Source organism: Paenibacillus sp. NPDC058367, from assembly GCF_042723305.1.
Lineage (GTDB): Bacteria > Bacillota > Bacilli > Paenibacillales > Paenibacillaceae > Paenibacillus_AQ.
The window spans coordinates 321,985-343,476 of record NZ_JBHXIZ010000005.1 but is presented as its reverse complement, the minus strand read 5'-3'; the positions used below and the strand labels follow the sequence as shown (position 1 = coordinate 343,476).

Genomic DNA, 21,492 nt, shown 5'->3' with positions numbered 1-21,492 from the left:
CCACAACTAGCTTGATATCAATAAGCTACAGTAAATCTCGTCCGGCTAAAATTCCCTTCCTCCAGCTCGTCCACCATAGCTACAGCAAAATCCTCAACACTGATAATACTTTCGCCGTTCTCATCAAAAACGAGACGGTCGAGTCCAATGCGAAATTGACCTGTACGTCGACCGGAATGAACTACCGCAGCAGGACTGGCATACGTATAATCCAGTTCTGTGTTTTTGTAAATTTCATAAGCTTCCGCATGTGCCTCTGCCAGTGCTCTAATCTGAGCAGGAAAATCTGCCGTATCCATCAACAGCTCTCCTGATTCAGTCTTCAAACTCCCTGCACCACCCACAACTAACAGTCGATTTAGCCCAGCTTCTTGCATTCCCTCTACAATTGCCTTAGCTGCTGTTATCAAATCCTTCTCTTGGCCGAGTGCTGGACCGTATGCACTGATTACCTCTTCATGACCACGGACTGCAGCTGCGACTGAAGCAGGATCTAGAACATCTACAGTCGTGATGTGCAGACGTTCATGTTCAAGGGTTACTGATTCTGGAGTCCGTACCGCAGCTGTAACCTCATGTTTTCTTTTTAAAGCCTCCTGTACAATCGCCTTTCCAATCGTTCCTGATGCACCCAATACTACAACATCCATCTGTTTTCTCCTCACTTTTTCCGGGTAAGGCCAGCGTGCGGCCTTCCTGCTTATTTATATTTTTCAATACTCGTCTCAATAGCCTTTCCCTTACAACCTTTAATCATTATTTATCCCTTGCGGTCCATTTGAAATCAAATCGCATCCGTTAACTTCCAAACGAAAAACCCCTTCACCAATACAAGGGGCACTCTCTACTAAGTAGCATGTCCTCACATTAAGGACGTAAAAACATTCCCTGAGAACGTGGCATGACCGATTCAAAGCCATATTGTGCATACAATTTAGAGGCTTCCCCATCCGCGATTAGACTGACATAAGCCTTGTCCGGTACAGTATGAAGAAAATCCCTGATTTCCCCCATGATCAATTTTCCTAAACCGCGACCCTGATAAGAAGGCTTCACTGCGATATCCGTAACCTGAAAAAAGCATCCCCCATCGCCAATCACCCTGCCCATCCCCACCAAGGTATCTTCCTCATACAAGGTTACTGCAAAAATAGAACGAGGCAGCCCTATCGCAGCCCCTTCTTCACTCATTGCACTCAGTCCAGCCTCTTTTCTCAGTGCTAAATACTGTTCCACTGAAGGACATTCATGACGTATATCCAGCTTTCCTGTTGTCCCCATACCTTTCTCCTCCTAGCATCCTACAATAAAATAGAATTAGCGCCGTTCAGCATTGCTGTTCCAACTATATACGACTCAATGGTGCACAGGCAAGACTTGCCTCCGTCGAATATACAATAGCCGCCTGGCACATAGGCTAGGCGGCTTTTTTTATCAATGATTTTCATTATTATGAAGTGTTATCTTCTTATTAAAAAGGCGATTACTCCCAATATTCTGGTTAACTGATCTGGTATATCGTTTTACTACCACAAGAACAAGTCGTTCCCCTTTAACTTAAAAATAGCTTCCATAAAATAATAATCGCCATAAATGATTGAAACATGAATGTCTTTATGATGATACGCTGCTGAACCGCCCATTAAAAGATGATCGGAATCGGTCGTCCAGTCGCAGCGAGTAGCGTCCACTTTTTTCACGAGCTTCAGCGCGGCGTTCAGGTAGACCTCCTTTTCGTGCTCGCCAACAACTTGGGCGATCTCGATCAGTCCGCAAGCTGCGATCACCGCTGCCGTGGAGTCTTCGTAAGCGGGCTCCTTCGGTTGCCGGAAATCGATTGGAATAACCCCGTTATCCGGAATATTAGCCATAAAATAATGCGCCACCCGTTTGGCTGCCTGCAAATATTCCGGCTTTCCCGTATGCGTATAACTGATCATAAAGCCGTATAAAGCCCAGGTCTGCCCACGTGTCCAGGACGAGCCATCCTCGTAGCCTTGGCCGCCGTAAGTTCGGACCACGCCTCCATGGAACGGATCAAACTCCACGATATGATTCACGGACCCGTCCGGCCTGATAAAAGCTTCTAGAGCGGTGTCCGCATGCCTCATTGCGATTTGCGCATATCGCGGATCTTTAGTCTCTTCGCTCGCCCAATAGAGAAGCGGTAGATTCATCATGCAGTCCACGATCGCCCACCCTCTTGTATCTTCGCTGGCCGTATCATCGTTCCAAGCGCGGATAAATCCGCCTGCCAGATTAAATCGTCCAGCAAGTAAGTTGGCGGCGTGCATTGCCCTCTTACGAGATTCCGGATTTCCGGTAACTTTATAATTGGCCAAGCTCGTAGGCAACCACATAAATCCGACATCATGATGCAGACCGTAGAATTGATGGAAGCAGGCATCCAATGCATCCTCCGTAAAATTGGCGATTTCCTTGTACTTCTGAGCGCCGGTTTCATGGTACATGAGCCACATCATACCGCCCCAAAATCCATTCGTCCACCAGTTGATATCTTTTTCGATCTGATTATCGTGCGTACCATTTCTTGTCGTGTATGGAATTTTGTTTCTTGATCGTTCACATACGACGTCCATTTTGTCCGTTAGTTTAGCTATGACATTATCTACCCAAATTTGATCATCAGCCTGAAGGTTCAACAATCTGCTCACTCCTATTTTTTAACTTTCTAAGGGTCACCCCTTTTCAAGCCCGTTTGCTTATGTGCATATCTCTTTCGTTTATCGAAACCAAGTACTGATCTCCAATCTCGAAGCTAAATACACCTTCCTCTTCTTCAATAATCTGAACGGCAGGCTGTTGCCCCCCTTGAAAAGGAATAAGCACGGTCAAGAAAGTCATAGTACCGCTGTACCTATCCTGAAAGCGGACCCTTGTCGAAGGCCTTGAGATATCGGTCTCATCGGACAGCCTTCCCTCCAGAAGATCCAATTTCCCCGTATGGCTTGTCGCAATCGCCAGATTTGCAATATCGCTAGTCCCAATCACGCCGCCTAGGCTCTCTTTCACCTCGACAAAATCCAGATGGAAATAACGCTGAACGCTACGATCATTTAGTCCTTCTACCCGATCTGCAATAACAATGAACCGATTATCGACTAGTGAAATATGCCGATGATGGACAACCGGATCATAGTTTGTATGGCTGGCGCTGGCGAGCTGGTAGAAGCCTCTATCCTCTACATTGTAGATTCCACCAGGCTTTTGTGGCCCAAATGTAAAGGAATTAATATACTCGAAATGATCTCGCTCATCGATCAGCAGCGTAGAGTGATAATTCGAGCTCTTAAACTGCTTACGGTCCTCATCATTCCGATAACAAAAAAATCCGGGATCGCAAATCATGTCTTTTCCGAGCGCCGTAAAATCAAAGCTCATCAGATCGATATGGGCATGGGCATTCTGAATCGGGCTTTTACATGTAAACAAAAAACTGAGAGCCTTCGAATCCCAGCCACTGCGGATAATTGCTTGATCCAATGTACGATTCCAGAATGTCGTGGGCTTATCCAATACAAACTCTCTATCCTGCAAGGAATACAGCTCCTCCACAAATTGGCGGACATCGAGCGCTCTCCATACATGCTTACTAGCTTCCCTTACAACTTCGTGTACATCAATCAAATTCGTTGCAAGCCCTAGCCAGGAGCTATCATTCAAGGCATAATACCCATAAACGCCAGACATTACCGCAAGCGGATTTGCAAAAGAGTCTCCGACAGGTACACATTTCCCGGTTGGTCTTAACGAGTAGATCGAGTAATCCAAATTCTTTCTGAACCGTTCCATGTACTCCGCAGAGAAATCAAAATCGAAACGTTTAGCCAGAACGACAGCCAGCCCGAACCAGAACATGCAGCCATTATGATACGATGGACAGCCTTCAATTTGACCGCCATCCTCTGTCAGTTGCGCCATGCTGCACTTTTCGATGCCCTCGATCGCAAAAGCCTTCCATTCCTCAGCTTCATTCAGCTCGGGAAAGTAAAGAGCAGTCGTCAGAAGGCCCAAACATTCCATTAAATAATGGTTATGATCTGCTTTAGGCCACAGCTGAGGCGACACGTTACGCAAAGCTTTTACTTGCTTGTAAATGACTGTTAAATACTTCTCCAAAATTTCTTCCGTGAACAACTCCGAAGGGCCTAGATGCTCCAGAACAAGCGGCCAAATTTTGTAGCCCCGGATACCAATCTCCAAAACCCTCAGCGGATGGCATTCCGTAAAATAGCCAATCGGCTTAGCCAGTAAGTTCTCAGGAATAGTGACCGTTTCGATCCAGTCCAGCATTTCATCGATGACCTTGAGTCCGTATTTGGCGTCCTTGGTGAGCGAGTAGGCTTCCAGTAAATCCTGCCAATGCGTCATGCGATTCAGCTGCCATAAATATTCATTGTCATTATGTCTGCGCTCTAGCCAGCTAGGCGGATTCCCGACAAACTCTCTGACTCCCCCTGTACCAGGAAGCATGATCATTCCTTGATAGGCGAATTCGGCATTCGCAATCGTCTCGCGCACGTGATCAGGCATATGTGCTGCGATATAGGCGGCTTTCTCGTCCATCGGCTCAAGCCGTGAGCGCAAGTTAGCTAACAGCTCCGTCGTAGTCATCGGCTCTTTCAGCAATGATTGCAGATTCATTTATTCATCTCCATTATGTTATTTTGAATTCGAAATGCCCCCTCCGAAATCATCAAGACTCCGGAAGGAGCGATTCCAGCTATTTCATGTAACGGTCGTATGCACCTTGCTCCAGAGCAAGCAAATCCTTGATGCCCAAGCTTTCCAGCTCTTTAATATACTTGCTAAATGTCTCATCGTTTACTGGTTCCACGCCGAGCACCCAACGCTGCAGCTTTTCTTCCACATAAGTCAGTACGCCCGCATTTAACTCCTCAAATTTGCTCCGTTCATCATCTGTATAAGAAATCGGCGGATAAGCCTTCATAATATAGCCATTGTCAATGTATTCCTTGATGCCTTTCAACGCAGTTGCGTTTGTCCATTGTTCTTCGTAAGCGTAGTCTTGATGGAAGGCGAGCTCGATCTGGGCTCCCTCTTCCTGAAGCTGTTGAATGACTGTCTTTTCTTTATTTTTCAATAATGAATCTTTAAACTTCGGTTTGCCGTCCACGAGGTCGTAGTCCTTACCTTCGATGCCAAAGTTCATCAGTCTCCGGCCCTCTTCGGAAAACCAGAAATCCATATATTTGATCGCTTCTACGGGATGCTTGGTAGTCGCCGAGATTCCCCATCCGCTTGCATGCGTCCCCTTGCGGGAACTTTCTTCGATTACTTTGCCTTCAGTGTTCGCTGGAGGCGTCATCGGAACAAAAGAGAAGCCTGGAATCTCAGTCGCAAGAATGTCATTGAAGTTAGCTGTGCTGGCGAACCAGTCGTGCGTCATGCCGCCGACATTGTCTCCGAGCAAAATGTTACGCGCCTTCTCTCCGCGGGTGAAAATTTCTTTATCGATTAAGCCTTCCTTATACCACTTCGCAATATTTTCGATGGCAGTCTTATAACCCGGCTCATACATGCCGTACTTGACGACACCGTTATCCGCGTAAAATCCGCGTTTGGCCGCATCGGCCCCGCCTTGCACGCCCCACTGAATCAGTAGATCGTAAATTCCATCCAGCTTGGACCGGCTGAAGTATGGGATTTCATCGTTTACTCCATTACCGTTCGGATCTTTTTCTTTGAAGGCTTTCAAGAGCGCATACAGCTCATCTACAGTTTTCGGCTGCTCTAGTCCCAATTTATCCAGCCAATCCTGACGTACAAACCAGCCCCTTGCAGCCGGTCCATCTGGCGTAAAGTTAAGGAAATACGTTTTGCCGTTATAGGCTTTCATATATTTAGCTGCATCTGGATGTTCGGAAAAGAACTTTTTAATGTTCGGGGCATATTTTTCAATCAGGTCATCTAGCTGAAGAAAGGCCCCTTCAATCCCAAGGCTGTCGTACTGCTCCTTAATTTGATGATGGACCAGATCCGGAATTTTTCCGGAAGCCATCATTGTATTGAACAGTTCTTTACTATTCGTCGAGGCCTTAGATGCAGTACCCTTTAGCTTAATATTGGTCATGGCTTCCGCTTCTTTGAAGACGGGCCAGTTATCGTCGAATATAAACTTATCTGAGTAGTGCATATGGAGCGTCAGTTCAACCGGCTCTTTAGAGATCAAGTTCCCGGATAGTTGTTCTGTATCCGACCCTTTTGAATCATTCGCTGAACTTCCACTATTTTGCGGAGCGTTATTGTTACTACAGCCTGCCAGCAGCATACCGACTGACATCATGATTATTGCAGATGATTTCATCCATTTTTTGTTACCCATATTCATGACCTCCCAATATTGGTTTCTTGATTTCATAGTAAAAGGATTGAAGTAGCCATTAGCCTTTGACGGAACCGATCATGGCGCCTTTGACGAAATATTTCTGAATGAAGGGATAAGCTGCAACAATCGGTATAATGGAGACGATAATAGTTGCATAAATGATCGTTTCCTTAGAATATACCGCCATATTCCCCATTTCGTCGCTCACGTTCATTTCTACGATGAGTTTCTTTAGCAAGACTTGTAGCGGTACCTTACTCTCGTCGCTTAGTAGGATCATCGTCCAGAAATAGCCGTTCCAGCGGTGCACCGCATAAAATAATCCGATCGTTACAAGAGAGGCTTTGGACAGCGGCAGATACACCTTCCATAAAATCGTCAGATCATTTGCTCCGTCAACCTTTGCCGCTTCCTCGAGTTCCTCCGGAATACTCTGGAAGAACGTTCTCATGAGGAAGACATAGAAGGTCGTAATCGCGAAACCGATAATGATCGTAAACCTGTTGTCAAGCATGTTCAAATCTCTGAAATTGAGATACATCGGAATCATGCCCGGTTGGAACCACATTGTCAGCGCGATAAAGAAGCTGATGGCCGTACGCCCCATAACCCGTTTCTTGGACAGGGCATAGGCGCCGCAAATGGTGAGAATTAAATTGACGATTACGCCGAATATCGTGTAATAAAACGTGTTAAAATAGGCAATCCAAATCCCCTTTTCCGATAATACCTTTGCATAGGAGTCAAAGTTAATATCGCGCGGCAGCAAGATCACCTTGCCGGTAACGACCGCATCAGAGGAGCTGATGGATGCGGATAAGACATAGACAAACGGATATAATGCAAGCAAAGCGATTACTCCAAGAAATACACAGTTAAAGATATAGAACAGCTTTTCGCCTCTGGTTTTTTTCATCTTCCATCACCTACCATAATCCAGTCTCTGTTAACTTCTTGCTCATCTTGTTGGCAAATACGACTAGAATAAATCCAACGACGGCATTGAACAGTCCCACCGCTGTCGCCAGGTCGTAACGTGCATCCTGTAAACCAGACCGGTACACGTAGGTGTTAATAACGTCGGCCGTCTCATAGGTGGCTGGCTGATACAGAAGAATGATCGCCTCATAGCCTACTTCCAACATGGAGCCCACCTTCATGACAAGCATGATTGCGATCGTCGGAATGATGGCGGGAAGCGTGATATGCCACATTTGCTTCCATTTATTAGCTCCATCGATAACCGCTGCTTCATACAAAGCCGGATTGACACCGGACAATGCAGCTATATAGATGATGGTACCAAATCCCGCTTCCTTCCAAATATCCATGGACCCGATAAAAATCGTACGGAAATAATCGGGATTGGTCAGAAAGTATTGCTTTTCTCCACCCATCATTTCGATCAGGATATTGATAATGCCGTTGCTAGGAGCCAAAAAGTTAGTAACAATCCCAGCTACGACAACGACCGAAATAAAATGGGGCAAATACGTGAAGGTCTGCACCGTTGCTTTGAATACCCCATTCTTCAATTCGTTAAATAACAAAGCGAGGATAATCGGCACAGGGAACGCGAACAGCAATTGATACAAACTGAGCAATACTGTGTTTTTTAATAGCCGCCAGAAATATGGACTTTTAAAAAAGGTCTCGAAGTGTTCAAATCCAACCCAGGGACTCGCTTCAATTCCTTTATATACACTGAAATCCTTAAAGGCGATTTGCAGGCCGTACATCGGCTTATACGCAAAGATGATATACCAAGCCAGAAACGGTATCAGGAGTAGATAAAGATAACGGTCCCTGATCAGGTTGGTTTTTATTTCTTTAAAGTTAAGCAGCACTCTCTTCTCCTCTCGCAACGATGTTTAGCTGATCCCCTCAGGAGCGCTCCCAATTGAAAGGTCAGCGTTGCAATTTAAACTATAGGAATGAATGTAAGCGCTGTCTATCGCCATTATTTCATCTAGCGGCATCTCTTTATGTCTGGGTTCATAATGTGCATTATTTTATGTATCAACAATTTCTCGTTATATAGAGAAACGCCCGTCGAACATACAATAGCCGCCTGGCAATTAAGCTAGGCGGCTTTGTTTTGAATCAACAGTTCTCATTACTTGAAGCCTCATTCCTTCTCGTTAAGCTTCTTTGCGTATTGGCCAGGAGCTAACCCTTCATACTTGCGGAACATGCGAATAAACGTGTTTGCATTATTGCACCCGACCATTAGTGCTAAATCTCCAATTTTGATATCTTTCTGCTGACGCATAATCTCTTTAGCTTGCTGCACACGATAAAAATTCAAGTAATCTTTAAAATTTTCTCCGGAATGATTTTTGAAAGCGATACTGACATAACCAGGAGAGAAGTTAAACTCCTCCGCTATCATGCTAAGCGATAAATCCCTATTGTAGTTGTCATGAATATATTCAATCATCCGCTTTACCGTACTGTTATCCATCATTTCATTCTGCTGATCAATCGTATCCATCATGGCGCCGAACAAGGAAGTAATGGCGGAAACCATAAGCTCCTTCGATTCGCCGTGCTGTACGATGTCCAGAGATTCCTTATGAGCTTGAACGAACTCTTCAAAAGGCATATTCAACTGCTGGATAATTCGGCTCAGCGTAGCCAACACAAGCAGGCTGAACTGGTCGAGCTGCTGCCTGGTTAACTGCCTTTGCTCCAGATTTTCCGATAGCAGACGGTTTAGCGTATTTAAAGCATTCTCCCGCTTGCCGCGAATCACATAGCTGATCAGCTCGCGTTCCGTATCGATAGGATAATAATAGCTGACCATCTGAACTTGACTGAGTTGTTTATAAGTAATGACGGAAGTCTTGTCCACAGCCGATCTTCTCTTCAGAATATCAAGTGCCTGGATAAAGGAGCGGTCAATTTCCCCAGCAGAAATTACAGGCTGGCCTACAGCTGCAGTCAATCCGTATGCATGCGCGTCCTCGATTTGAGCCATCGCTTTCATGAGCTTCTTCTGAATGGATTCCGTATCGAATTCACTGATTATGAAGACAAATTTGGTGAAATCATGATCAAGCAGTTCACAAGGGAAATGAACCTTCAACTGCTCATGAATAATCAAGGAAGTCTTTGATTTTATCGTAAGAATCGCATCTTTCGAATATTGCTCCTCCAATTCCTTAGCGTTCGAGAATGAAATCACACAAACGCTCAAGTTGCTAGAAAGGCTTTGCAGTTGATGTGCATTTAGCAGGTCATCCACCTTGTCAGGTGGAACGAGTCCATGGAGCAAATCCCGCAGGAACTTGTCTCTCATCGAGAGCTTGTGCTCATCTAGCGCGGATTTCATCTGTTCATTGGCTTTACTTATAGTCGTCGCTGTCTCATTCAAGAAAGCGAATTCGTCTGCTCCCGAAGGCTCACCGTAGCTCTTGAACAATCCGACGAGATGACCCACAGGCCGGTACATGCGCCTGGAAACTGTATAGGCGAACGCAAGTCCCACAAAGATAAGAATGGCTAATAAAAGTACAGTCCCTTTTAAATTGGGGGAAAAGGAGTCCACCAAAGAGTAGTTCTGTGTAACATACATATACGACCATTGCGGCATTGTATTCGAGCGGATTAAATGGAAATCGAATTCATCATTGGATAGCTTCTTATAATCCACGGTTGCCTGTTCATCCAGTTGTGCCAGTGGATAGGCAAGCAATTGCTTTTCCCGTTTATCGTCAAAGCTTGATTTAAGCGTTACGTATCGGCCATTTTCGATAATGGCAAAAGCTTCTTGCGCATCAGGTGATAGGGGTGGCAGCAGCAATTGTTCAAAGAATGAGACCACAAAAAATAATGAGTTCCCTATTCCTACCCGTTCCGGATTAACGATTCTTATGGATGCGCTTTCATTGTTCGTCGACGTTGTATTTTGGCTGCTCGATACCGTTATGTTTGGACTCGTGCTGTCTGTACCTAATTGTGCCAAATCCTCATTAGTGATTCCCATATCTTCCATATAGCGTCTTCTATCCGACGAAATTTGCGGCGTAATAACCAAATCGTCGTTAGTCTTCATTAAATCGATGCTATAGCCGAATTCAGAGAATGCATCTATATGATTTTTCAGTGCATAAGAGGCTTGCGTGATCTCATAATAATCGCGATCTTTTTCAGCGAATTTAACAACATGATCATCTAATCTCAATTGTGTAATTAAATTGAAAGAAACACCGAGTTTCGTGTCAATTTTGTCGCGCGATTGCATGAGAAAATTCTGCTGCTTCTGGCTTAATTCCGATCGCACGTTTTGGCTGTCCTTAAAAAAAGAAAGGCAGACAGCAATCATAGTGTAAGCGAAAATAATAACCAGATAAGCGATAAGTAGTTTTGTGAAAAAGGATTTTCTAAGCAATGTGATCTCCCCTTGATGATTCCTTTATAAATTGAAAATCACCCAATGGTAAAATTCGTATCCTTATTGGGTGAGCGTATATCTTTACACTCTTTTGGAAATATCTAACTCACACTATATATGAATATGAAAATACCGTCCATTCCCAAAATTCATACACATCCGCCAAAGTGGTAAGTATTATATTCTTGAATCCTATTACTCACTGTGTGGAATAGTATATATAACAATATTCTAAAAAGGTTGGTGGCATAATGTCTCCTGTAGCAAAGCTGTTTAAATGGGGAACGTGTGTGTATGAGGCTTTTCTGGCTCTGCCTGTCCTCGGCGGTCTCTTTATTATAGCCAATGGTTGGGTCCCACTTGCCGTTGCCTTTTTACTCCACGCTGTAGCCATTGTAATCCTGCAAAGAGAGCGGAAACCCATCGTAGGGAATGTTCTAGGCATTATCACCTCGATTTTAGCGTTTATCCCACTCTTAGGTTGGATCATGCATGGCATCACTGCGCTCGTACTGCTCGTTGAAGGGATTTCCTCTTCACGTCAGGCAAATCGTTATTAATAAGAGCACCTAAATCGTCAGAAAAATAACCCGCCCCTATTCAGGAGTGGGTTATTAGCGTTTATTCTTAAATATGATATACACCTTTATGATTGCCCGAGATTGTATCAACGTCCTGCCGATTGGGAATCGGCCCGCCGGGTTCCACTCTCATTAATGTAACGCCCGTTTGCGTTGCCATTGCCATTCTCAAAACGTTTGCGTTCCGTACGCTCCATCTGAACAATCTGACCTTCATGCACTACGATGTGCAAGGAGCCAAATTCCATATCATCCAGAAGCCCTGCAATCCGCGTAAGCCATAAATCATCCACTTTCAGCGGTTTAGCCATTCTCTAGCCTCCCTTTCCCCATCCAAAGGATTATATCCGCCTAAATTCCATAATTCCGTTATTACCAACCCGTATACTATGAATTAACTTAGCACGGAACCAAAAGTACTGTCAATGGGCATTTTTTCGTGATAACCAGCTTTTAATAATCATCGTCACCAAAGCCAACAACAGGAGCAGTGAAGCTACTGCAAAAGAGGCTGAAAATTGATATTCATTGTACAAAATCTCAACATGCAGCGGCAGTGTATTCGTCTCCCCACGTATATGCCCGGACACCACAGAAACTGCGCCGAACTCGCCCATGGCCCGCGCATTACACAAAATAATACCGTACAATAAACCCCATTTAATATTAGGAAGCGTGACTCTGAAAAAGATTTGCCACCCATGTGCTCCGAGGGTAATCGCTGCCTCTTCCTCCTGTGTCCCTTGATCCTCCATCAGCGGGATTAACTCACGCGCCACAAAGGGAAAGGTCACAAACAGCGTGGCCAACACGATGCCTGGAAGCGCAAATACGATCTTGATATCATGGGCGCTCAGCCAAGGGCCAAACCAACCGTTGGCGCCGAAGACGAGCACAAAGATCAGACCGCCGATGACAGGCGATACTGCAAAGGGGAGATCTATCAAGGTAATGAGAAACCCTTTACCGCGAAAACGAAACTTGGTTACTGCCCATGCAGCCGCTACACCAAAAAAGGTATTCAGTGGTACAGTGATCGCTGCAACAAGCAACGTCAGCCGCAAAGCGGAACGGGCATCTGGATCGGTCAGAGCAGCTATATATACGTCCCAGCCCTTTTTGAGTGCCTCTGTCAGCACGACAATCAAAGGCAAGGCAATCAGCCAAAAAAGGACTAGTCCAGCAGCTCCGATCAACACCCATTTTACAGCCTTGGTTTCCGTTGTCGCTGGCGAGGACGTATTCTTCTGTAGCCGGGGGGCTTGGAGTGGGATAGTGCCTGCCACAAGTTATTCCTCCTTTAAAGGGTTTTACGAAAGCATGATTAGCTTCTGAAAAATGCCGAACAACGGGAAATATGAAATGTCTTCGAGTGAATTTGGGAGTTATCGGGCGGCTGGAATCGTTTAAACAAGATTACTGGTAATGGGTCACTCCAAGGAATATTGGACTTCCGATCGCTGTTATCCTCAGATTTCCTGATTTGAACCGCTGTCCGCGGTAGAAATCCGAGGATAAAGGCGAACGCTAACGCTTCTACAGTTCCAATATTCCTCTCCGTTCCTTTCTTACCAGTTATCTGAGTTCAAAACTTCGAGATCGCTATCGCTCCTCTAAAAGCAAATTCACTCTGCGACTCCTCAATTCGCCTAAAGATTCTACATTTTACGGAAGCAAGTATGCTTCGTAAAATAAAGTCGTCATTTACCTGTTAGGGTATAGCTTCGCTAAGAATCGCTCAGCAAAACAAAACTTCCAAATTAAATACTTGCAATATAGAGAGTAACACCGAAAGACTTACCGAGAAGTCTTACGCACCCAACGCTGGAGCGTATTAATGACTAACAGCATTAAGAAGGAAATGAGAAGCAGGAGCAACGCAACGGCAGTAGCACCAGCGTAATCATACTGCTCCAGTTTGGACATAATAAGCAAAGGAGCAATCTCCGTTCTCATCGGCATATTACCGGAGATGAATACGACAGAGCCGAATTCACCAATACCACGGGCAAATGCCAAAGCAAAGCCCGTTAACAACGGCGGGAACAGCTCAGGCAGTACTACTGAACGAAAGGTTCTCCAGCGGCCTGCACCGAGGGTTGCCGAGGCTTCCTCCATATCTCGGTCCAAATCCTCCAGCACCGGCTGTACCGTTCGAACGACGAACGGTATCCCGATAAACATTAAGGCAATGGTAATGCCAAGCGGAGTAAATGCCACCTTTAATCCTAGTGGCTCAAGCCACGCTCCGATCCAGCCATTTGTGGCATAAAGAGCCGTCAAGGAGACACCAGCTACAGCTGTCGGTAAAGCAAACGGAAGATCGATCAGCGCATCAAATATTCTTTTGCCCGGAAATTCGTAACGCACTAGTACCCACGCCAGCAAGAGACCTAGAATAGCATCCACAAAAGCAGCAGCCGCTGCCGTAGACAGGCTGACACGATACGAAGCCAATACACGCGGATCGGTAGCTACATCCCAGAATTTCGCCCAGCTCAGCCCCGTAGAATTGAACAACAGTGCTGAAAGTGGCAAGAGTACCACGAGACTCAGGTAAAGTACGCTGTACCCCATCGTTATCCCAAAACCGGGTAGTATCTTTCGCCGCGTTGTCGCCGATACAGCTGTAGTCGTTGCGGTGACATTCATCCCCTATTCATCCTTTCTCGCCTTCGGCAGGTTAGCCGATCAGCCCCTTACTAGGGACAAATCTCTTAAAGAAAAATATAATTTTCGTTTTATTAATCTGTTATTTAGCACCCGGCACATAGATCTTGTCAAAGATCCCGCCATCGTTAAAATGCTTCTCTTGCGTTTCTTTCCAGGTTCCGAATTTATCAGCCAATGTGAAGAGCTTTATCTCCGGGAACTTATCTTTATATTGTTCTTTCACGCTTTCTAGCGTTGGACGGTAGTAGTTCTCAGCCGCGATTTTTTGTCCTTCTTCCGTATAGAGATACTTCAAGTAAGCCTCGGACACTTCACGCGTATTTCTTTTATCCACAACCTTATCTACTATTGCTACCGGCGGTTCAGCCAGAATGCTCTCAGATGGATTTACGATATCGAATTTATCTGGACCAAGCTCTTCTACAGAAAGGTAAGCTTCATTCTCCCATGCAATCAGCACATCGCCAATTCCACGCTCTACAAAAGTGGTCGTAGAACCGCGCGCACCCGTATCTAGCACCGGAACATGTTTGAACAATTCTTTTACAAATTCCTCAGCCTTAGCTTCGTCGTTATTGTTGTGGTCTAGCGCGTAACCCCACGCCGCCAAGTAGTTCCAACGTGCGCCACCTGATGTTTTCGGATTTGGTGTAATCACTTCTACGCCTTCCTTAAGCAAATCCGGCCAATCTTTGATTCCTTTTGGATTTCCTTTGCGTACTAAGAATACGATCGTCGAGGTGTACGGTGAACTGTTATGATCAAATTTACTTTGCCAGCCTTCATTAATAAGTCCCTTTTCCTGCAAGGCATCAATATCATAACCAAGTGCTAAGGTCACAACATCCGCTTCCAGACCATCAAGTACAGCACGGCTTTGTTTCCCCGATCCACCGTGGGATTGTTTAATGGTGACCTTCTGTCCTGTTTCTTTCTCCCAATAGGCAGCAAAAGCTTTATTATAATTCTCGTACAATTCGCGAGTAGGGTCATAAGATACGTTCAGTAGCTCTACTGGATCTTTAGATGGAGTTTTTGTTGCTTCAGCCGCATTTGTGGCCTCCGCTGAATTGGTTGTTGCTGGTGCGTCTGTTGCCGAACTAGCACTATTGCCGTTGTTGTTATTGCTGCCGCAAGCAGCAGTAAGCCCTGCCGTCAGCAACAAGCTAAACCCTACAAGAAGCCCTTTATTCATCTTTTTCTTCATCTTTTCCACTCCCCCATGTTTTTCTTGCCTTCATTTCTTTCCTGTGGATAACAAAAAGAACGGAGGAAAGCCCACGTATGGCAGGTCAAACCGGTCCTATGACACGTGTCTGCGAGCCTAATGCAGGCGTTCCTCCGTCTGTACGGTAAGAACTTTCTTCAATTATTCCTATCTACTTAGTTGGTTTATATGGATATAATACTGAAACCCTTTAACCGTGTCAAACCTTTTTTTCCAGCCAATGACAAAGGAATCTTTCAAATCCCACGCTATACAGGCAATGGTGTGGGTTCCTGTAAGATCCACTTGTTATTGATGCTATAAAGTAATATTATTGCTACAGCTTATGGTCTAGAGAAATTACCGCTTAATGTCGGGAGTGAGAATCATGGGTATGGATTTAGAGTACGTCCCTGCGCCGATAAGACCACGGCTTCATAGGAGAATGACTCAAGAAATTAGTCGAAGGATTAGGGGAACTTACCGTTATGATACAACGGTCTGGAGGACAGCAATCGCTGGTCTTTGGATCGTTTGCTTTTTGGCCTTCACCACTGCCGTATTAGGTATACCCACTGGATTAGGGGTGCCAACTGATATTGCACTTGCTGCAGGTACGAGTACCATTCTGCTGGCCATTGCCAGTAATATCATTGCTGTACTGATCGCGTTGACCGGACTGCGCATTCCACGACTATTCGCAGGCTGTGTATTGAGCGATGTTGGAGCGATTCTACTAATCTTATATTACGCAGATTTTGAGATTGAAGCTGCGGCTCTCATTGCTGTTCTACTATCCGTATTAGGTGCATTGGGTGGATTAGCCATCGGACTGCTGCGCAGCAAAAGAATAACCATGGGACTTCTGCTTACCATTACGGTGACTTTTTCCCAACTTGCTCTGGCAAACGGAGTGCAGGAAATACCTACTTTGGAACCCATTGATATCAGTGATTCCGATGTGATTCCATTGACAGCCGCAAGTCCATCACAACCTGGCAATCAAGCCTATCAGACCTTCACTTATGCCAGCGGTAAGGATCTGCATCGGACCGAATACGGCAAGGATACCAATGTGATCTCTTCTACAGTAGATGCTTCTGCTTATATTAAGGGTTGGTCAAAACTGCGCACTTTATTCTGGGGTTTCGATTATAATGCACTTCCACTGAACGGCCGAGTATGGATGCCTGAGGGCAATGGTCCCTATCCGGTAGTTCTGATGGTGCACGGAAATCATATGATGGAAGATTACTCTGACGGAGGGTACGCTTATCTCGGTGAACTCTTGGCCAGCCGGGGGTTTATCGCAATTTCCCTGGATGAGAATTTCCTGAACTATTCTGCTTGGTCCGGTATTCCGGACAATGATTTCAAAGTACGGACCTGGATCATTCTGAAACACCTGGAACAGCTAGCAGCTTTCTCGGATGAACCAGACAATCCTTTTTATCAAAAAATAGATTTCACAAAAACCGCCCTGCTCGGCCATAGCCGTGGAGGACAAGCTGTTGCTATGGCAGCAGACGCCGAGCGTTGGTTCAAAAATGATCCCGTTATGAAGGCAGTAGATCGTTTTAATATAGCCTCTGTGGTCGCCCTTGCCCCTACGGACAAAACGATAGACGATCAGCAAGCCCGTCTCAAGGATGTCAACTATTTGACTCTGCAAGGGGCTCGTGATGGGGATGTACATGATTTCTATGGTGACCGGCAGTATATACGTACATCCTATTCCCAAGGGTCCTCTGCTTTCAAAAGCTCGCTGTATATTGCGGACGCCAATCACAGTCAATTCAACAGTGATTGGGGCGCGTATGATCAGACATTACCTGCTGGCCTCTTTTTAAATCGAGCGCAAACTATGGATGCAGACAAGCAGCGGCAAATCGCTAAAGTGTATGTATCAGCTTTTCTAGAGACCACTTTGCATGGAAAAGACGAATACCAGAGCTTGTTCCGGGATTACCGCAGCGGACTGAAATGGCTACCGGAGACCACTTACTACAATCGATTCCAGGATGGGGGATATCGGCCTGTAGCCACATTTGACGAGGACCGCAACAAGAATACCGTTAATCTCGGAACAGCAGAAGCATCCGGATTATCCTGGTCGGAAGAGCTCGCGAAGGATCGTGAATCGAAGAGCAAAGCCACATATGGTGTCGTTCTTGAACGCACAGCCAAAAAAGACGAGGAAGCTTATTACAACATTAAGCTTAAAGACAGTGTTGTTACTGAAATGGCCCTTTCAGACGCAGATGGCCTTACATTTTCCTTAGCAAACCTCAATGGTGATATCAAAGATGAACTAAGTATTCCGCTACCTCCCAATGTAGAGGTTGAGTTAACCGACAAAAATGATACCTCGGCACGCTTGCCGTTAAGTGAGGTAATGGATATTCTTCCACTGCCGCAAACTCAGTTCACGTTATTCCCATGGCTTGAAGAACGGATTAATGATGGGAAGTACGGTGATCTGTCCGAAGCTGTATTTCAGACCTATGAGATGCCGTTCGAACAGTTTCAGGAGGAAGAACCTGAGCTAGAGCCTGAGAACCTGACGGAAATCACCTTCTACCTTGAAGCCGAGGGAGATAAAATCATGCTAGATGACATAGGCTTTTACGATCTAGGAATTCGAAATATGTTTTAAGGTAACTTGCCATTATACCATTTAAGGCCTTCCCTCAGCACATGTACAGCTGATTGGAAGGCCTTTTATTTTGATAAATTTCGGGGAATAGCCCCTAATATTGAAACATACAATAACCTATTCCCAGCCTACACGGCTTGAATACAGACCGGTGTCTTTATCTTCAGCTCGTTCCCTGTAGGAATTAATCTGCCACTGTCACTATCGATGGAGAACGAAGTAATAATATCACTATTTTGATTCGCAGCGAGCAGCTTGCCACCAATAATGGCGAAATTACGCGGAGTACGTCCGCCTGTAACTTGCCAATCTACCGCTTCAAGATGACCTGTTGAACCCTCAATATGGAACAAGGCGATACTATCTTGTCCCCGGTTTGAGACATACAAGAATTTACCACATGGCGATACATGAATATCGGAAGCTGTATCATCACTACCCGCATTATATTGCTCTGGAAGCGTGCTGACATGCTGTAAAATGCTGAGGTTTCCATTCTGCTCATCATTAGCAAATACCGTTACGGTACAGTTTAGTTCATTCGCCAGATAAATCCATTGTCCTGAAGGGTGTACCGCCAGATGGCGTGGACCTGAACCTGGTGGGAGATTAATCTCCCGATGCTTAGACAGCTTACCTTCTTCAAGGCGATAAATCAGGATTTGATCCAGTCCCAAGTCGCAAACCAGTATATGCTTGCCACTTCCATCCGGAATGACGGAGTGTGGATGCGGAGCTTCCTGACGGTCTTCACGAATTCCTGAACCTACATGTTTCACTTGATCAGACATGACCTGAAGCGAACCATCCTCATTTACAGGAAATACGTTGGCATTGCCACCGGAATAATTAGAGACGAATATGTAATCTTGCTTAGGACTGATCGAGACATAACAAGGAGCGCCACCTTCCGTAGGACGACTTCCAAGTGGACTCAACGCTTTAGTAACAGGATCAATAGCAAAAGCATAGACCTCGCCCTCATCCTTCTCACTAACCGCATAGAGCACGCTGCCTGTGCTGTTTACTGCTAAAAACGATGGATTCTCAATGCCCTTAGTACCCTCAAGAATCTTCATTTCCCCTGATGAAGGACTAAGTGAGCAGAGTAGAATAGCTTCCTCACCTTCAGGGTTGTACGTTCCCACATAAAACAATACCTCATTAGGCCGTTCCATAGTAGCGACTCCTTTGTTTGTATAAATTGTATTTACTTCTTAATTACCCTTTACTGATAGCAACTTACTCAGTATTTTATAATATTTTTTCACTATAGCATGTTTATAGTTGTAATACATTATCGAGTTCAATTTTGAAGCCATTTCCTAACTCTTCCGGCAGTAGTAAGTTTTTACAAGTGGTTTAAACATGATTGGCAAGGTTAATAGTAGACATCGAAAACAACAAAACGAAGGAGTTGAAGTAACATGAGTTTTTTATGGATGTTAATTGTTGGTGGGATCATTGGTTGGTTAGCGGGTCTGATTATGGGCAGAGATATTCCAGGCGGGGTAATTGGTAACATTATCGCAGGTATTATCGGTTCATGGCTCGGTGGCGTGCTTCTGGGAAGTTGGGGACCTAAAGTAAGTGATTTCTATTTCTTCCCTTCTTTGATCGGGGCCGTTGTTCTGATCTTTATCGTCAGCCTTATTCTTCGCTCAACAAATGGACGTAGCCGTTCATAAGCTTAGGCTGAACCAATAATTATTGGACTACTTATATTATTAAAAAAATAGCAGGTCAAGGTTAACTACCTTGACCTGCTATTTGGTGTTTTCGGCCTCTTTCTACTTAATGTAGTATGCAGTGCTTTTCACGGAGCTACTACCTCCATACAGCGGCTACACTTCAATGTTCCGCCATCGTTTTTCTGTTATAATGAAGATACAAGTGACTCAAATCATAGAGAGGTCGTGAATCATGGGTAGCATTAACCCCTCACTCCTACATATCGGCTCCACTATAGGGACCTTGCTCATGGCGCTAATGGTTATTTTTATTCGTCTAAAAGCTAGCGCACGTCCGGTTACCATTCGAAAAATATGGATTCCACCTCTCGGGATGTCGACTGGCTTTGCCATGTTCGTTGTACCTGAAGTTAGGTTTCCTTTATGGTGGGCAGCACTCGCCTTTTTGATTGGCTGGTTCATCTTCGCGTATCCTCTAATGCGCAGCACAAACTTCGAACAACGGGATGGACAAATTTATGCTCAGCGTTCTAAGAGCTTTGCTTTCATTCTGCTCGGACTCCTTTTAGTTCGCACCTTACTTCATGAATTTATTAATAGTTATGTCAGTATCCCTCAGTCCGGTGGGTTATTCTTCATCTTAGCCTTCGGAATGATTCTTCATTGGAGATTCTTTATGTACAAACGTTATAAAGCTATGACCTCCTCGGAGGCACAGTCCTTACAGTCATAAGTATATATTGTTATTCTAAGAAGCCATTTCAATTCATACGATTGAGATGGCTTCTTACGTGGATGAATACCTTGTAGGAAAAAACATTTTTCTGTGTCCGATGTTAGGTAACTTGTGGAGGGATACGTTAAAATATATGCATACCTAACAATAGAAAGCGAGGTCAAGGCAATTGAAAAGTAAATCAAGAAAAGTTGCCATCGTCGGTGCCGGGATGGTCGGTTCCAGCTGCGCCTACTCCATGGTCAATCAGGCCATTTGCGACGAGATCATGATGATCGACCGCACCTATGACCGCGCTATGGCACAAGCACTTGATCTCTCACACTGCATGGATTTCACAAGCACACGCACCAAGGTGTATGCCGGAACCCATAGCGACTGCGCAGGAATGGATGTAGTTATCTTAACCGCGGGCGCTAATCCAAAGGCAGGGCAGACAAGACTTGACGTCCTGGAAGCTTCTGCAGTCATTACTAGAGAAATTATTACCAACATTATGGCTGGGGGATTCGATGGAATATTCGTAGTCGCCGCTAATCCAGTCGATATTGTCACTTATATGGTATGGAAAATATCAGGGCTGCCTCGCCACAGAATTATTGGTACAGGAACCTCCATTGACTCCTCGCGCCTAAAGACACTACTATCTGATGTTTTCTCCATCGATCCACGCAGCGTAAACGGCTACGCACTTGGAGAACATGGTGAATCCCAGTTTGTAGCTTGGTCACATGTGACGATTGGCGGTAAGCCCATCCTGCAAATTATGGATCAGCATCGTGAGCGGTTCCAGCATCTGGATCTGGAGGATATCTCCCGCAAGACCAAAGATGCGGGCTGGGAGATATTCACTAAAAAAGGCTCCACACATTTCGGTATTGGCAGCGCACTGGCTTACATTACTCGTTCCATTCTGAATGATGAGCATAAGATCATTGCCGTATCCGCAATTCTGGATGGAGAGTACGGGCAAAGTGGTGTATGTACCGGCGTACCTGCCATTATTGGCAACACTGGAATTCAAGAACTACTGGAGCTTAACCTAAACACCGAAGAAGCGGAGAAATTCAACGCCTCCTGCAGCATTGTTCGCTCAGGCATTGAGAGCCTACACTTGGAAGACAGCATTTAATTTCCTTCAAACAGAAAAAATCGCTCTTTGGGGATCGGTAGATAACACCA

The 21,492-nt window shown here is 45.1% G+C and carries 18 protein-coding genes; 5 read left to right on the top strand and 13 right to left on the bottom strand.

The window, feature by feature from the left end; genetic code table 11:
* Window positions 1-17: 17 nt before the first annotated feature.
* The 8 genes from ACFWMP_RS24825 to ACFWMP_RS24790 form a co-directional block, all read right to left on the bottom strand.
* Window positions 18-650, bottom strand: coding sequence for an NAD(P)-dependent oxidoreductase (locus ACFWMP_RS24825; RefSeq protein WP_379424941.1), 633 nt, complete (start codon window positions 648-650; stop codon window positions 18-20).
* A gap of 217 nt (window positions 651-867) precedes the next feature.
* A complete protein-coding gene (locus tag ACFWMP_RS24820; protein WP_339268423.1) occupies window positions 868-1,281 on the bottom strand; it encodes a GNAT family N-acetyltransferase in 414 nt (137 codons plus the stop codon).
* A 245-nt stretch (window positions 1,282-1,526) separates the two neighbouring features.
* Window positions 1,527-2,666 carry a glycoside hydrolase family 88 protein gene (locus ACFWMP_RS24815; RefSeq protein WP_379424940.1) on the bottom strand — a complete coding sequence of 380 codons (1,140 nt, stop codon included), beginning with the start codon at window positions 2,664-2,666 and terminating at the stop codon, window positions 1,527-1,529.
* 43 nt (window positions 2,667-2,709) lie between these two features.
* A complete protein-coding gene (locus tag ACFWMP_RS24810; RefSeq protein WP_379424939.1) occupies window positions 2,710-4,665 on the bottom strand; it encodes an alginate lyase family protein in 1,956 nt (651 codons plus the stop codon).
* Window positions 4,666-4,744: 79 nt separating this feature from the next.
* Window positions 4,745-6,367: an extracellular solute-binding protein gene (locus ACFWMP_RS24805; RefSeq protein WP_379424938.1), complete on the bottom strand. Its 1,623-nt coding sequence runs from the start codon at window positions 6,365-6,367 to the stop codon at window positions 4,745-4,747.
* Between the two features lie 58 nt (window positions 6,368-6,425).
* Complete coding sequence (locus ACFWMP_RS24800) at window positions 6,426-7,286, bottom strand: carbohydrate ABC transporter permease (protein ID WP_042184413.1); 861 nt, start codon at window positions 7,284-7,286, stop codon at window positions 6,426-6,428.
* A gap of 10 nt (window positions 7,287-7,296) precedes the next feature.
* A complete protein-coding gene (locus ACFWMP_RS24795; protein ID WP_231573375.1) occupies window positions 7,297-8,217 on the bottom strand; it encodes an ABC transporter permease in 921 nt (306 codons plus the stop codon).
* Between the two features lie 281 nt (window positions 8,218-8,498).
* Entirely contained in the window at window positions 8,499-10,763 is a 2,265-nt protein-coding gene (locus tag ACFWMP_RS24790; RefSeq protein WP_379424937.1) for a helix-turn-helix domain-containing protein, read from the bottom strand.
* 254 nt (window positions 10,764-11,017) lie between these two features.
* Between ACFWMP_RS24790 and ACFWMP_RS24785 the strand changes: the two genes are divergently transcribed.
* Complete coding sequence (locus tag ACFWMP_RS24785; protein WP_076285185.1) at window positions 11,018-11,326, top strand: hypothetical protein; 309 nt, start codon at window positions 11,018-11,020, stop codon at window positions 11,324-11,326.
* Between the two features lie 107 nt (window positions 11,327-11,433).
* Here ACFWMP_RS24785 and ACFWMP_RS24780 read toward each other — a convergent pair whose 3' ends face one another.
* The 4 genes from ACFWMP_RS24780 to ACFWMP_RS24765 form a co-directional block, all read right to left on the bottom strand.
* A complete protein-coding gene (locus ACFWMP_RS24780) occupies window positions 11,434-11,658 on the bottom strand; it encodes a YezD family protein (RefSeq protein ID WP_042184406.1) in 225 nt (74 codons plus the stop codon).
* 111 nt (window positions 11,659-11,769) lie between these two features.
* Window positions 11,770-12,633 carry a sulfate ABC transporter permease subunit CysW gene (cysW, locus tag ACFWMP_RS24775; RefSeq protein ID WP_042184404.1) on the bottom strand — a complete coding sequence of 288 codons (864 nt, stop codon included), beginning with the start codon at window positions 12,631-12,633 and terminating at the stop codon, window positions 11,770-11,772.
* 511 nt (window positions 12,634-13,144) lie between these two features.
* On the bottom strand, window positions 13,145-13,999 hold the full coding sequence (cysT, locus tag ACFWMP_RS24770) for a sulfate ABC transporter permease subunit CysT (protein WP_379424936.1): 855 nt from the start codon (window positions 13,997-13,999) through the stop codon (window positions 13,145-13,147).
* Between the two features lie 100 nt (window positions 14,000-14,099).
* Entirely contained in the window at window positions 14,100-15,227 is a 1,128-nt protein-coding gene (locus tag ACFWMP_RS24765) for a sulfate ABC transporter substrate-binding protein (RefSeq protein ID WP_042184400.1), read from the bottom strand.
* A 388-nt stretch (window positions 15,228-15,615) separates the two neighbouring features.
* On the opposite strand from ACFWMP_RS24765, the gene ACFWMP_RS24760 reads away from it, so the two are divergent.
* Window positions 15,616-17,883, top strand: a complete 2,268-nt coding sequence (locus ACFWMP_RS24760; protein WP_379424935.1) for a poly(ethylene terephthalate) hydrolase family protein — start codon at window positions 15,616-15,618, stop codon at window positions 17,881-17,883.
* A 128-nt stretch (window positions 17,884-18,011) separates the two neighbouring features.
* On the opposite strand, the gene ACFWMP_RS24755 is transcribed toward ACFWMP_RS24760, so the two are convergent.
* Complete coding sequence (locus ACFWMP_RS24755; protein ID WP_042184396.1) at window positions 18,012-19,061, bottom strand: lactonase family protein; 1,050 nt, start codon at window positions 19,059-19,061, stop codon at window positions 18,012-18,014.
* A gap of 249 nt (window positions 19,062-19,310) precedes the next feature.
* Here ACFWMP_RS24755 and ACFWMP_RS24750 point away from each other — a divergent pair, with 249 nt between their 5' ends.
* From ACFWMP_RS24750 to ACFWMP_RS24740, 3 genes are all read left to right on the top strand, one after another.
* A complete protein-coding gene (locus tag ACFWMP_RS24750) occupies window positions 19,311-19,571 on the top strand; it encodes a GlsB/YeaQ/YmgE family stress response membrane protein (protein ID WP_042184394.1) in 261 nt (86 codons plus the stop codon).
* Between the two features lie 235 nt (window positions 19,572-19,806).
* Entirely contained in the window at window positions 19,807-20,307 is a 501-nt protein-coding gene (locus ACFWMP_RS24745; protein ID WP_341127038.1) for a CcdC family protein, read from the top strand.
* A 172-nt stretch (window positions 20,308-20,479) separates the two neighbouring features.
* Window positions 20,480-21,442 (top strand): L-lactate dehydrogenase, encoded by a 963-nt coding sequence (locus ACFWMP_RS24740; RefSeq protein ID WP_379424934.1) that lies wholly within the window; start codon window positions 20,480-20,482, stop codon window positions 21,440-21,442.
* The last annotated feature ends 50 nt before the right edge of the window (window positions 21,443-21,492 follow it).

Excerpts from the sequence above, each read along its gene's own strand:
- ACFWMP_RS24810 (WP_379424939.1), bottom strand. The coding sequence starts at position 4,665 with ATGAATCTGCAATCATTGCTGAAAGAGCCGATGACTACGACGGAGCTG.
- ACFWMP_RS24780 (WP_042184406.1), bottom strand. The coding sequence starts at position 11,658 with ATGGCTAAACCGCTGAAAGTGGATGATTTATGGCTTACGCGGATTGCA.
- ACFWMP_RS24755 (WP_042184396.1), bottom strand. The coding sequence starts at position 19,061 with ATGGAACGGCCTAATGAGGTATTGTTTTATGTGGGAACGTACAACCCT.
- cysT (WP_379424936.1), bottom strand. The coding sequence starts at position 13,999 with ATGAATGTCACCGCAACGACTACAGCTGTATCGGCGACAACGCGGCGA.
- ACFWMP_RS24800 (WP_042184413.1), bottom strand. The coding sequence starts at position 7,286 with ATGAAAAAAACCAGAGGCGAAAAGCTGTTCTATATCTTTAACTGTGTA.
- ACFWMP_RS24825 (WP_379424941.1), bottom strand. The coding sequence starts at position 650 with ATGGATGTTGTAGTATTGGGTGCATCAGGAACGATTGGAAAGGCGATT.
- ACFWMP_RS24760 (WP_379424935.1), top strand. The coding sequence starts at position 15,616 with ATGGGTATGGATTTAGAGTACGTCCCTGCGCCGATAAGACCACGGCTT.
- ACFWMP_RS24750 (WP_042184394.1), top strand. The coding sequence starts at position 19,311 with ATGAGTTTTTTATGGATGTTAATTGTTGGTGGGATCATTGGTTGGTTA.
- ACFWMP_RS24820 (WP_339268423.1), bottom strand. The coding sequence starts at position 1,281 with ATGGGGACAACAGGAAAGCTGGATATACGTCATGAATGTCCTTCAGTG.
- ACFWMP_RS24745 (WP_341127038.1), top strand. The coding sequence starts at position 19,807 with ATGGGTAGCATTAACCCCTCACTCCTACATATCGGCTCCACTATAGGG.
- ACFWMP_RS24765 (WP_042184400.1), bottom strand. The coding sequence starts at position 15,227 with ATGAAGAAAAAGATGAATAAAGGGCTTCTTGTAGGGTTTAGCTTGTTG.
- ACFWMP_RS24805 (WP_379424938.1), bottom strand. The coding sequence starts at position 6,367 with ATGGGTAACAAAAAATGGATGAAATCATCTGCAATAATCATGATGTCA.
- ACFWMP_RS24785 (WP_076285185.1), top strand. The coding sequence starts at position 11,018 with ATGTCTCCTGTAGCAAAGCTGTTTAAATGGGGAACGTGTGTGTATGAG.